This window comes from Microbacterium sp., from assembly GCF_035277845.1.
Taxonomy (GTDB): domain Bacteria; phylum Actinomycetota; class Actinomycetes; order Actinomycetales; family Microbacteriaceae; genus Microbacterium.
Map to the genome: position 1 here is coordinate 1 of NZ_DATEJS010000063.1, position 11,542 is coordinate 11,542.

General features: G+C 71.2%; 12 protein-coding genes. 2 read left to right on the forward strand and 10 right to left on the reverse strand.

Going from position 1 to position 11,542, the window contains the following annotated elements; all coding sequences use genetic code 11:
* The coding region (locus VJR25_RS02615) for a heavy metal translocating P-type ATPase (RefSeq protein ID WP_324112229.1) at positions 1–1,464 on the reverse strand (1,464 nt) is incomplete at its 3' end.
* A 125-nt stretch (positions 1,465–1,589) separates the two neighbouring features.
* On the opposite strand from VJR25_RS02615, the gene VJR25_RS02620 reads away from it, so the two are divergent.
* Entirely contained in the window at positions 1,590–3,005 is a 1,416-nt protein-coding gene (locus VJR25_RS02620) for an MFS transporter (protein WP_324112252.1), read from the forward strand.
* Here VJR25_RS02620 and VJR25_RS02625 read toward each other — a convergent pair.
* From VJR25_RS02625 to VJR25_RS02665, 9 genes are all read right to left on the reverse strand, one after another.
* Complete coding sequence (locus VJR25_RS02625; RefSeq protein ID WP_324112231.1) at positions 2,971–3,834, reverse strand: aldehyde dehydrogenase family protein; 864 nt, start codon at positions 3,832–3,834, stop codon at positions 2,971–2,973. The genes VJR25_RS02620 and VJR25_RS02625 overlap by 35 nt on opposite strands.
* 132 nt (positions 3,835–3,966) lie before the next feature.
* Positions 3,967–5,409, reverse strand: a complete 1,443-nt coding sequence (locus tag VJR25_RS02630; RefSeq protein ID WP_324112233.1) for an aldehyde dehydrogenase family protein — start codon at positions 5,407–5,409, stop codon at positions 3,967–3,969.
* Positions 5,410–5,419: 10 nt separating this feature from the next.
* Positions 5,420–6,427: a deoxyribose-phosphate aldolase gene (deoC, locus tag VJR25_RS02635; protein WP_324112235.1), complete on the reverse strand. Its 1,008-nt coding sequence runs from the start codon at positions 6,425–6,427 to the stop codon at positions 5,420–5,422.
* Positions 6,428–6,491: 64 nt separating this feature from the next.
* Complete coding sequence (locus VJR25_RS02640) at positions 6,492–7,511, reverse strand: LacI family DNA-binding transcriptional regulator (protein WP_324112238.1); 1,020 nt, start codon at positions 7,509–7,511, stop codon at positions 6,492–6,494.
* Between the two features lie 80 nt (positions 7,512–7,591).
* On the reverse strand, positions 7,592–8,527 hold the full coding sequence (locus tag VJR25_RS02645) for a bifunctional riboflavin kinase/FAD synthetase (protein WP_324112240.1): 936 nt from the start codon (positions 8,525–8,527) through the stop codon (positions 7,592–7,594).
* The gene (locus tag VJR25_RS02650) at positions 8,524–8,970 is read right to left on the reverse strand and encodes a hypothetical protein (protein WP_324112242.1); all 447 of its coding nucleotides are present in this window, start codon (positions 8,968–8,970) and stop codon (positions 8,524–8,526) included. The genes VJR25_RS02645 and VJR25_RS02650 overlap by 4 nt, the downstream gene beginning before the upstream one ends.
* 27 nt (positions 8,971–8,997) lie before the next feature.
* Complete coding sequence (locus tag VJR25_RS02655) at positions 8,998–9,366, reverse strand: hypothetical protein (protein ID WP_324112244.1); 369 nt, start codon at positions 9,364–9,366, stop codon at positions 8,998–9,000.
* Positions 9,363–10,262, reverse strand: a complete 900-nt coding sequence (gene truB / locus VJR25_RS02660; protein ID WP_324112246.1) for a tRNA pseudouridine(55) synthase TruB — start codon at positions 10,260–10,262, stop codon at positions 9,363–9,365. Before truB ends, VJR25_RS02655 begins: the two co-directional genes overlap by 4 nt.
* Positions 10,262–10,804, reverse strand: coding sequence for a uridine kinase (locus VJR25_RS02665; RefSeq protein WP_324112248.1), 543 nt, complete (start codon positions 10,802–10,804; stop codon positions 10,262–10,264). The genes truB and VJR25_RS02665 overlap by 1 nt, the downstream gene beginning before the upstream one ends.
* Before the next feature lie 22 nt (positions 10,805–10,826).
* On the opposite strand from VJR25_RS02665, the gene VJR25_RS02670 reads away from it, so the two are divergent.
* On the forward strand, positions 10,827–11,542 hold a 716-nt coding region (locus tag VJR25_RS02670), incomplete at its 3' end, for an A/G-specific adenine glycosylase (RefSeq protein WP_324112250.1).

Genomic DNA, 11,542 nt, shown 5'->3' on the forward strand with positions numbered 1-11,542 from the left:
GGCCTCGAGCGCGCCGACCACGGCGAGCGCCTCGTCCCGGCCGGTGCCGGCGACCGTCGCGACGTCGGTGAGGGTCATCTCCCCGGTGGTGACCGTGCCGGTCTTGTCGAGCACGACCGTGTCGATGCGGTCCGCCTGCTCGAGCGCCTCGGGGCCGGTGATGAGGATGCCGAGCTGCGCGCCGCGGCCGGTGCCGACGAGGATCGCGATCGGCGTCGCGAGTCCCAGCGCGCACGGGCACGCGACGATGAGCACGGCGACGGCCGCGGTGAACCCGGCCGCGATCGGCTGCCCGGCGACGACCCAGCCGACGAACGTGAGCACGGCGAGCGCGATGACGATCGGCACGAACACCGCGGAGATGCGGTCGGCGAGCCGCTGCACGCGGCTCTTGCCGGCCTGCGCGTCCTCGACCAGCCGGGCCATGCGCGCCAGGCGCGTCTCGGCGCCGACGCTCGTGGCCCGCACGCTCAGCCGGCCGTCCACGGCGATCGTGCCGCCGATGACCGCAGCGCCCGGCGCGACGTCGACCGGCACGGATTCACCGGTCAGCATGCCGAGGTCGACGGATGCCCCGCCGCCCGTGACCACGCCGTCGGTCGCGATCTTCTCGCCGGGGCGCACCACGAACTCGTCGTCGACGTGCAGGGCGTCGATCGGCACGCGGCGACCGTCGGCGAGCTCCACGTCCTTGGCGCCGAGCTCCATCAGGGCGCGCAGCGCACTGCCGGCCCGACGCTTGGAGCGCTGCTCGATGACGCGGCCGAGCAGCAGGAACACGGTGACGGCAGAGGCCACCTCGAAGTAGACCATCGACGTCGGGTCGGCGTCGGGTGCGAACAGCCCGCCCTCGTGTCCCATGCCGATCCGCCCCGCCGTGCCGAACAGCAGCGCCCACACGCTCCACAGGTAGGCCGCCCCGGTGCCGAGCGTGATCAGCGTGTCCATCGTCATCGCGCCGTGCCGCGCGTTGGCGAGCGTGGCGCGGTGGAACGGCCGGCCTCCCCACAGCACGATCGGGGTCGCGAGCACGAACGACACCCACTGCCAGCCGGGGAACTGCAGCGCCGGGATCATGCCGAGCGCGACGACCGGCACCGCCAGGATCGCGCTGACGGTCAGACGGGTGCGCAGCGGCTCGCTGTGGTCGTGTGCGCCACCGGTGTGGGTGGCGTCGTCCCCGGCGCCGGCGTGCCGGTCGTGATGCGCTTCTGCGGCGGCCGCTCCCGGAACGGTGCGGACGCGCGCGTCGTATCCCGCCTCGCGGACCGCCTGCACCAGCCGGTCGGTGGGCACGTCGTGCGGGAAGCTCACCTTGGCGGACTCCGTGGCGAGGTTCACGGCCGCGGTGACGCCGGGCACGGCCTGCAGCCGCTTCTCGACGCGCGCGACGCAGCTCGCGCAGGTCATGCCCTCGATGTCGAGGGTGGCCTCGTGGTGGTCGTGTGCGGATGCGGTGGTCATGTCACTCCCTTCCATCGTCACTCCAACATGATACCCCCTAGGGGTATTCCCAGCCTCCTCTCGCCTCGGGTTGGCGCAGACCGGACCCCGATGTCGCAGGTCGGGGCTAGGGTGGCGTCGTGTCGATGACTCGGGCCGAGCGGCTGGTGCTGTGGATCGCGATCCTGGCATCCTTCGTCGCGTTCCTCGACGGCACCGTCGTGAACGTGGCGCTGCCGGCGATGCAGCGCGAGCTGGGCGGCGGGCTGACCACGCAGCAGTGGATCGTCGACGCCTACCTCGTCACGCTCGGCGCGCTGATCCTCGTCGCGGGGTCCCTCAGCGACCTCTTCGGACGCATCCTCATCCTGCGCATCGGCTTGGCGGGCTTCGGTCTGGCGTCGATCGCGATCGCCGCCGCCCCCGACCCGCTCTTCCTCATCGTCGCGCGAGGGGTGCAGGGCATCGCCGGGGCGCTGCTGGTGCCGAGCTCGCTGGCCCTGATCACCTCGACGTTCCGCGGTCCCGCACAGGCGCGCGCCATCGGCATCTGGACGTCCGCGACCACGGCCGCGATGCTCGTCGGCCCGGTGCTCGGCGGCGCGTTCGTCGACATGCTGTCGTGGCGGTTCGTCTTCCTCATCAACGTGCTGCCGATCGCCGTCACCCTGTGGCTGCTGGCCGTGCTGCACCGACCCGATGTCCGCAACGAGGATGCCACGGTGGACTGGGCGGGCGCCGTGCTGTGCACCGTCGGGCTCGGCGGCACCGTGTTCGCACTCATCGAGCAGGATCGCCTGGGCTGGGCCGACCCGGTGATCTGGGGGTCTGCCACCCTCGGCGTCGCGGCGCTCGTCGGCTTCCTCGTGCGGCAGGCGACCGCGCGCAGCCCCCTGATGCCCCTCGATCTGTTCCGGGTGCGCAACTTCTGGACCGGCAACGTCGCGACGGCATTCATCTACGGCGCCCTGGGCATCTCGGGATTGGTGCTCACGGTCTACCTGCAGCAGGGCGCCCGATGGCCGGCGACCCTCGCGGGGCTCTCGGCTCTTCCCGCGACGATCATCATGATCCTGCTCAGCTCGCGGATCGGGGCCCTGTCCGGCCGGTTCGGCCCGCGTGCGTTCATGACCGTCGGCCCGCTGGTCATGACGCTCGGGATGCTGCTGCTGCTCACGGTGTCCGACCACCTCGACTACTGGCTGCAGGTGCTGCCGTCGATCGTGGTGTTCGGCCTCGGCCTGTCGATCACCGTCGCCCCGCTCACATCGGCGATCCTCGGCTCGATCGATCCCTCGCGCTCGGGCATCGCCTCGGCGGTGAACAACGCGGTCGCCCGGATCGCGGGCCTGCTGACCGTTGCGATGCTGGGAGTCATCGCCGGCGGCGCGATCACGCTCGCCGGCCTGCACCGCACAGCGCTGGTGACCGCGGCCATGTTCGCGGTGGGCGCCGTCTGCTCGCTGATCGGCATCCGCAACCCGCCCCGCGCCGCCGCTCCCGAGAGCGGGAGCGACGGCGAGCAGGTCAGATCAGACTCTTCGGATGCCACACCGTCTTGACCTCGGTGAACGCGGTGATGCGCTCGAGGCTGGGGGCGGCGGCATCCGCACCCTGCTCCGGCGGCAGCACGCGCATGAGCGTCTCGGCCGCCTTGATCTGCAGGTCCACCCAGTCGATGTGACCGGCGCCCACGAGGTCGAACGCGTTCACGTCGGGGTGGGAGGCGAGCCACGGCGCGACCTCCGCCGCGGAACCGGTGAGCACGTTCACCACGCCGCCCGGCACGTCACTGGTGGCGAGCACCTCGGCGAAGCTGACCGCGGACAGCGGATGCCGCTCGGAGGCGATCACCACGACGGTGTTGCCGGCGACAAGAGCCGGTGCGATCGCCGACACCACACCGAGCAGCGGCGACTCCTGCGGGGCGACCACGGCGACGACGCCGGTGGGCTCCGGAACGGAGATGTCGAAGTAGGGACCCGCAACGGGGTTCAGGGCGCCGGTGACCTGCACGAACTTGTCGCACCATCCGGCGTACCAGACCCAGCGGTCGATCGCCTCGTCGACCTCGGCGCCGGCGACCGCGGCACTGACCCCGGTCTGCGCGACGATCTCGTCGACGAACTGACCGCGGCGACCCTCGAGCACCTCGGCGACCCGGTAGAGCACCTGGCCGCGGTTGTACGCGGTCGCGCCCGACCACCCTTTGACGGCCGCGCGGGCCTTCTCGACGGCATCCCGGGCATCCTTGCGGGACGCCTTCGCGGCGTTCGCGAGGAACGCGCCCTTCGGCCCTTCGACGGGGTAGACGCGTCCGGACTCGGAGCGCGGGAACGCTCCCCCGATGAACAGTTTGTAGGTCTTCGGAACGGTCAGCCGCTTGCTCATTCGCCTGCTCCCTTCGTCTCGTCTCTGCGTTTCGTCTCGCTTCGCTCGCTCAACGAACGGGGACTCATGCGCCTGCTCCCTTCGATTCGTCTCTGCGTTTCGTCTCGCTTCGCTCGCTCAACGAACGGGGACTCATGCGCCTGCTCCCTTCAGGTAGGCGAGGAGGCCCTGACGGCCGCCCTCCCGGCCGTAGCCGGACTCCTTGTAGCCGCCGAACGGGCTCGACGGGTCGAAACGGTTGAACGTGTTCGCCCAGACGACGCCCGCCCGGAGGCGATCGGCGACGGCGAGGATGCGGGAGCCCTTGTCGCTCCAGATCCCCGCGGACAGGCCGTAGGGCGTGTTGTTCGCCTTCGCGATCGCCTCGTCCGGCGTGCGGAAGGTGAGCACCGACAGCACGGGGCCGAAGATCTCCTCGCGGGCGATGCGGCTCGAGGTCTGCACGTTCGTGAAGATCGTCGGCGCGAACCAGAAGCCCTTGTCGGGGATGGCGCACTCGGCGGTCCACCGATCGGCGCCCTCCTGCTCGCCGACCGCGGAGAGCTCCCGGATGCGGGCCAGCTGCTCGGCCGAGTTGATCGCACCGATGTCGGTGTTCTTGTCGAGCGGGTCGCCCAGCCGCAGGGTGGACAGGCGGGTCTTCAGCCGGTCGATGACCTCGTCGTGGATGGACTCCTGCACCAGCAGGCGGCTGCCCGCACAGCACACGTGCCCCTGGTTGAAGAAGATGCCGTTCACGATGCCCTCGACGGCCTGGTCGATCGGGGCGTCGTCGAACACGATGTTCGCCGCCTTGCCGCCGAGTTCGAGCGTGACCTTCTTGTGCGTCCCGGCGATCTGCCGGGCGATGGCACGACCGACGGCGGTGGAGCCGGTGAAGGCGACCTTGTCGACGTCGGGGTGCGCGACGACCGCGGCGCCGGTCGCACCCGCGCCGGTGACGATGTTCACGACACCGGCGGGGAGGTCCGCCTGCTGCAGGATCTCCGCGAAGATGAGCGCCGTCAGCGGCGTCGTCTCCGCGGGCTTCAGCACGATCGTGTTGCCGGCGGCGAGCGCCGGGGCGAGCTTCCACGCGAGCATCAGCAGCGGGAAGTTCCACGGGATGACCTGGCCCGCGACCCCGAGCGCCTTCGGGTTCGCACCCAGGCCCGCGTAGTCCAGCTTGTCCGCCCAGCCCGCGTAGTAGAAGAACCAGGCGGCGACCAGCGGCACGTCGACGTCGCGGGACTCCTTGATCGGCTTGCCGTTGTCGAGGCTCTCCGCGACGGCGAGCTCGCGGGCGCGCTCCTGGACGAGCCGCGCGATGCGGAACAGGTACTTGCCGCGGTCGCGGCCGGACATCTTCGACCACACCTTGTCGTGAGCGCGACGCGCGGCCTGCACCGCGGCGTCCACATCCTCGTCCGACGCGTGCGCGATGGTCGCGATGTGCGACTCGTCGGCCGGCGAGATCGTGGCGAAGGTGCCGCCGGTCCCCGGGCGGAACTCGCCGTCGATGAACAACCCGTACTCGTCGCGCACGTTCAGGATCGACCGCGACTCGGGAGCAGGTGCATATTCCAGGAAACTCATTCTTCGGTCCTCAGTCGATCGTCACGTAGTCGGTGCCGGTGTAGTGGCCGGATGCCAGCTTCTGCCGCTGCCGCAGCACGTCGTTGAGCAGGCTCGATGCGCCGTAGCGGAACAGGTGCGGCTGCAGCCACTGCTCGCCCACCGTCTCGGCGACGGTGACGAGATACTTGATGGCATCCTTCGCGGTGCGGATGCCGCCCGCGGGCTTCACGCCGATCTTCTCGCCGGTGAGGCGATGCCAGTCGCGCACCACCTCGAGCATCAGCAGCGTCACCGGCAGCGTCGCCGCCGGCGACACCTTTCCGGTGGAGGTCTTGATGAAGTCCCCGCCGGCCAGGATCGCGAGCCACGACGCGCGCTTCACGTTGTCGTACGTGTTCAGCTCGCCCGTCTCGAGGATGACCTTGAGGGACGCCGACGTGCCGTCCGGTCGCGCACACGCCTGCTTGACCTGCACGATCTCGTCGAACACCCGCCCGTAGTCGCCGGCGAGGAAGGCTCCCCGGTCGATGACCATGTCGATCTCGTCCGCGCCCGCAGCGACGGCGTCGGCGGTGTCGGCGAGCTTCACCGCGAGGGATGCCCGGCCCGACGGGAACGCCGTCGCCACCGCGGCGACCGACACGAGTCCGTGATCCGGGTCGCCGTGCCGGGCGCCGAGCGCCTCGACGGCGTACGGCACCATGTCGCCGTACACGCAGACCGCGGCCACCTGCGGGCACGTCGGGTCGGAGGCATCCGGATGCACCGCCTTGGAGACGAGGGAGCGCACCTTGCCGGGGGTGTCCGCACCCTCGAGAGTGGTCAGGTCGATGAGCGAGATGATCCGGTCGAGCGCCCACGCCTTCGAGGTCGTCTTGATCGAGCGGGTGCCGAGGCCGTCCGCGCGCTGCGAGAGACCGACGGCGTCGACCCCCGGCAGACCGTGCAGAAATCCGCGCAGAGTCAGATCGTTCGGTTCGCCGCCGACGAGGTCGCGCACGCGGTCGCGCGCGACGGCGAGATCGGTGGAGGTCATCGTTCCTCTTTCCTCTTCATCGAGCCCGGGCTCGTGAACTTCATGATGTCTCAATCCGGTGGTGTCAGCCACGGTCGATCCCGTCGTCCGGTCGGGCGACGCCGGTCGATCCGCGCACGACGAGCTCGACCGCGAGCGTGACGGAGACCGGCGGGGATCCGGTGTCTCCATCGACACGGTCCAGCAGCAGCCGCGCCGCGGCCGCGCCCTGTTCGACCTCCGGTCGCCGCACCACGGTCAACGGAGGGCGCAGCAGCGTCGCGAACGACAGATCGTCGAATCCGACGACCGAGATGTCGTCGGGCACCCGCGCACCGACCTCGTCCAGAGCCCGCAGCGCACCGAGGGTCATGACGTTGTTGGCGGCGAACACCGCGGTGGGGCGGCTCTGCTCCCGCCAGAGCGCGTGCATCGCATCGTGACCGCCGGACTCACGGAAATCGGCGATGACGACCAGCCGCTCGTCGACCATCAGGTCGTGCTCGCGCATCGTGTCGAGGAAGCCGGCGTGACGCTGGCGGCCCGGCGTGGAGGTCAGCGGGCCGCCGATGAAGGCGATGCGCGTGTGGCCGAGCGCCGCGAGGTGCTCGACGGCGAGCCGGGTGCCCCCGAGGTTGTCGACCATCACACGGTCGACCTCCCTGCGCTCCCGCGATTCGCGGTCCACGAACACGACGGGCATCCGGAGACGTGCGACGTCCGTGGCGGAGCGCCCCTCCTCGACGAGCGGCGCGATGATGATGCCGTCGGTGCGCTGCGACAGCTCGCCGATCAGCGCGTTCTCCTGCGCCGGGTCCTCATCGCTGTTGCCGAGCAGGATCTGCACGCCGGCTGCGCGCGCTTCCTGCTGCACCCCCTTGATGAGGGCAGCGAAGAACGGGTTCGTGACATCCGGCACGATCACGCCGATCGCGGCGTGGCGGCCGGTGCGGAGGTTGCGGGCCGAGATGTTCGGCTGGTAGCCGAGTTCGTCGATGGCGCGGGCGATGGCGTCTGCGGTCCGCACGGGCTGACCCGCCAGATGCCGCGAGACGCTCGCCGTCGAGACGCCGGCTGCCGCCGCGACGTCCTGAATGGTCGCCATCGCCGCCCTTCCGCCGACTGTAATCGATTACAGTAAGTCTAGAGCCGCCGCGAACCCCTGTCAACGAAGAGTCGAAGGGCTCAGCAGAGGATGCCGCGGGCCTGGCGCACGTCGTCGGCCATCTGCGCCAGCAGCGGCTCGATGCCCTCGAACGCGACCATGCCGCGGATGCGCTGGGTGAACTCGACGTCGACCCGGTGGTCGTAGAGGTCGAGGTCGTCGCGGTCGAGCACGTACGCCTCCACCTGCCGGTGGTGCACGTCGTCGAACGTCGGGTTGGTGCCGACGCTGATCGCCGCCGGATGCCGCTCTCCCCCGTCGACGAGCCAGCCGGCGTACACGCCGTCCGCCGGGATCAGGCCTTCGACCGCGCCGCCGACGTTCGCGGTCGGATACCCGAGTTCGCGACCGCGCTTCAGGCCGTGCACGACCTCGCCGCGCACGGAGGGCGACCGCCCGAGCAGGGTGGCAGCCCCCGCGACGTCGCCGGCCGAGATGAGTTCGCGCACCCAGGTGGACGAGACGCGGCGCTCGGCGGCATCCGGATGGACATCGCCGACGACATCCACGACGAAGCCGTCGCGCGCCCCGGCCGCCTCGAGCATGGCGACATCGCCGGCACCGCGATTGCCGAACCGGAAGTCGCGTCCCACCAGCACGACGCGGGCGTCGAGCGCCTGCACGAGCACCTCGGAGATGAAGTCCTCCGCCGTCTGCGCGGCGCGCTGCGCGTCGAAGCGCAGCAGCAGGCAGGCGTCGACTCCGGCCTCGGCGAGCAGATCGAGCTTCTGGCTGGGACCGACGACGTCGTCCGGGCAGATCTCCGGGCGCACGGTGCGCAGCGGGTTGCGGTCGAACGTCACGGCGACGACGCGGGCGCCGAGCCGTTCGGCATCCCGGCGGGCGCGCTGCAGCAGGGCCCGGTGACCCGCGTGCACGCCGTCGAACTTGCCCACTGCGACGACCGACGGCCCGAAGTCGGCCGGCACCGCCTCGGGGGCGTCGAAGACGATCATCGACCGGTCGCGACGGCTTCGCGTGCGGTGTCCCTGCCCGCGGCGATCGGCGGATGCGTGATGAGCCACCAGATGCCGAAGAACGGCAGGACGAGGGGCACGAACACGTAGCCGATGCCGTAGAACGACCAGACCGTCGCCTCGGGGAACCACGTGGGCTCGATGAGGCTCAGCGTGCCGACGGCGAGGACGCCCAGCAGCTCGAAGCTGATCGTGACCCACGCGATGCGGTACCAGACGCGCGATCCGGCGAACACGAGGGCGAAGGTCGCCAGGATGTACACGACCGCCGAGACGGCGGAGAGCGTGAAGGCCAGGGGCGCCTGATCGAAGCGCTCCACGATCTGCACGAACGAGCGCCCCGACGCGCCCAGCGCGAGAATCGCGTAGACGACGACCAGGACGCGACCGATGCCGGTCATCCGGCGGCGAGTGGAAGACATGATTCCACCGATTCTAGTCGTGCTGTCTCAGGCTCCCTGGATGGTCCAGATGACCTCCATGCGCCACACCATCACGGCGGCCGCGAGCGCGGCGATGCCCATGATCACGGTGCTCCACCGACTGCGCTCGATGAGCGCCCAGAACACCGCGGCGGGCGGGAGCAGGATGACGGAGACCGCGTAGACCCAGTACTCCAGAAGGCTCCCCGTCGGCGGATTGCCGGTGAGCGGGGCGACGATGCCGATGACGATCTGCGCGATCAGCAGCAGCTCGAGCAGGGCCAGCGCCCCGACGGTGAGGTCGCTCGGGCGCCGACCGGCGAGTCCGAGGATCACGCACAGCAGACCGCCGAGCGCGGCGACGGCGACCTGGACGTAGGCGAACCACAGGATCATGCGGTCGGCTCCTCGGGCATGTTCATGACGCTCTTCACGGTGGTCCCGCGCCGCTCGATCACGCCGATGAGCGCGCCGTCGGGCGCGATCGCCGCGGCACGGCCGGGGGCGTCCGGCAGCTCGATGCGCTTGCCGTGCCGCAGATCGCGGGTCTGCGCGGCGGTGACGTGCACGGCGCCGAGCACGGATGCGGCGACCTCCGCCGCCGGCAGCAGGTGGGATCCGAGGGCGGATGCGTCGGCGGCATCCCGCTCGGGCACCGCCTGGGCAGCCGTCACGGCGAACGGGCCGATGCGGGTGCGGCGCAGGGCCGTCAGGTGCCCGCCGACGCCGAGCCCGGCGCCGAGGTCACGGGCGAGGGCTCGGATGTAGGTGCCGCTGGAGCAGTCCACGACCACGTCGAGGTCGATCACGCCGTCGCCCGGCCGGCGGGCGCGCACCTCGAACCGCGAGATCACGACGTCTCGCGCCTTGAGCTGCACGTCCTCCCCCGCGCGGGCCAGGTCGTACGCGCGGCGCCCGTCGACCTTGATGGCCGACACGGTGCTCGGCACCTGGCTGATGGGGCCGGTGAGCCGGGCGATGCCGGAGTCGACCTGCGCGTCGGTGACGTGGGACGCATCCGTCGTCGCGGTGATCTCGCCGTCGGCGTCGTCCGAGTCGGTCGCGACGCCCAGCCGGATGGTCGCCTCGTACGTCTTGCCGAGCCCGACGAGATAGGTGAGCAGGCGCGTCGCGGGCCCGACGCCGAGGATCAGCAGCCCGGTCGCCATCGGGTCGAGGGTGCCGGCGTGGCCGATCTTCTTGGTGTTCAGCGCGCGACGGGCGCGGGCGACGACGTCGTGGCTCGTCATCCCTCCCGGCTTGTCGACGAGAAGGATGCCGGACGGCCCCATCAGCCCACCTGCTTCGGCTCGGCCGGATCGGTCACATCGACGACGGCATCCGGGGTCTGCGAGATCCCGACCGACTCGCCCGTCACGAGGCGGATGCGCCAGTCCCACAGCCGCACCAGTCGATCGTCGAACAGGTCCGGCCCGTCGATGACGAGGGTGGCGCTGGCGGGGCCGGTCACCCAGCGCGAGCCGACCGGCATGTCGCGCTCGGCGTCGAACGCGGCGAGCTGGAAGCCGGTGGTCGCCGAGGTGTGCGCGGCGTCCCGGAACGGGTCGATGAGCACACGGGCGAGCGTCGCGGTGTTGTACCGGGCGGCCCCGGTCGCGCCTGCCCGCTCGGCGCGCGGAAGCTGGAAGTTGGCGATCCGCGCACGGAAGACCGCGACGCCTGACTCCCGGAACACCTCGGCGAGTCCATCCGCGAACGCGGCGGTGTCGTCGCCGTCCACCGCGACGACCACGCGGCCGGCGGGGAACTGGGCGCGCACCTCGTCACGCAGCGCGCGCTGCAGCTCGGTGACGGGAGTGGATGGCAGGCGCATGCGTCCAGCCTAGGCTGGACGGATGCCCGAACTGGCCGCCCCGCTCATCGAGTGGTACCGGCGTCACGCGCGCGACCTCCCCTGGCGCCGGCCGGACTTCCACGCGCGGTACGGCGGCTGGGGCGTCCTGGTCAGCGAGTTCATGCTGCAGCAGACCCCGGTGACCCGCGTCATCCCGCAACTCGACGCCTGGCTGACGCGCTGGCCCACACCGACGGCGCTCGCGGACGACGTGCCCGCCGAGGCCGTGCGCCAGTGGGCGACACTCGGCTATCCCCGCCGCGCGCTGTGGCTGCACCAGGCGGCCGTGGAGATCCGCGACCGGCACGACGGGGTCGTCCCGCGGGACGTGGACGCCCTCCTCGCCCTCACCGGCATCGGCGACTACACCGCCCGCGCGGTCGCCGTCTTCGCATACGGCGACCGCCATCCGGTCGTCGACACGAACACGCGCCGCGTGCTGGCCCGCGCCGTGGGCGGCCGGGCGCATCCGGCATCCCCGGGCCGCCTGGACCTCGCGCAGATGACCGCGATCCTCCCCGACGACGTGCCGGATGCCGCCGTCGTGAACGCGGCCGCCATGGAACTCGGCGCGCTCGTCTGCACAGCCCGTGCGCCGCGCTGCGACGCATGCCCCTTGGCGCATATGTGCGCGTGGCGGCAGGCGGGACGTCCCGACAATGCCGACGCGCCCCGCCGTCAGGCACGGTACGAGGGCAGCGACCGCCAGGCTCGCGG

Bases quoted from the DNA above. Each gene is read 5' to 3' on its own strand.
- VJR25_RS02645 (WP_324112240.1), bottom strand. From the start codon at position 8,527: ATGATCGTCTTCGACGCCCCCGAGGCGGTGCCGGCCGACTTCGGGCCG.
- VJR25_RS02620 (WP_324112252.1), top strand. From the start codon at position 1,590: ATGACTCGGGCCGAGCGGCTGGTGCTGTGGATCGCGATCCTGGCATCC.
- VJR25_RS02665 (WP_324112248.1), bottom strand. From the start codon at position 10,804: ATGCGCCTGCCATCCACTCCCGTCACCGAGCTGCAGCGCGCGCTGCGT.
- VJR25_RS02640 (WP_324112238.1), bottom strand. From the start codon at position 7,511: ATGGCGACCATTCAGGACGTCGCGGCGGCAGCCGGCGTCTCGACGGCG.
- VJR25_RS02650 (WP_324112242.1), bottom strand. From the start codon at position 8,970: ATGTCTTCCACTCGCCGCCGGATGACCGGCATCGGTCGCGTCCTGGTC.
- VJR25_RS02630 (WP_324112233.1), bottom strand. From the start codon at position 5,409: ATGAGTTTCCTGGAATATGCACCTGCTCCCGAGTCGCGGTCGATCCTG.
- VJR25_RS02625 (WP_324112231.1), bottom strand. From the start codon at position 3,834: ATGAGCAAGCGGCTGACCGTTCCGAAGACCTACAAACTGTTCATCGGG.
- deoC (WP_324112235.1), bottom strand. From the start codon at position 6,427: ATGACCTCCACCGATCTCGCCGTCGCGCGCGACCGCGTGCGCGACCTC.
- VJR25_RS02655 (WP_324112244.1), bottom strand. From the start codon at position 9,366: ATGATCCTGTGGTTCGCCTACGTCCAGGTCGCCGTCGCCGCGCTCGGC.
- truB (WP_324112246.1), bottom strand. From the start codon at position 10,262: ATGGGGCCGTCCGGCATCCTTCTCGTCGACAAGCCGGGAGGGATGACG.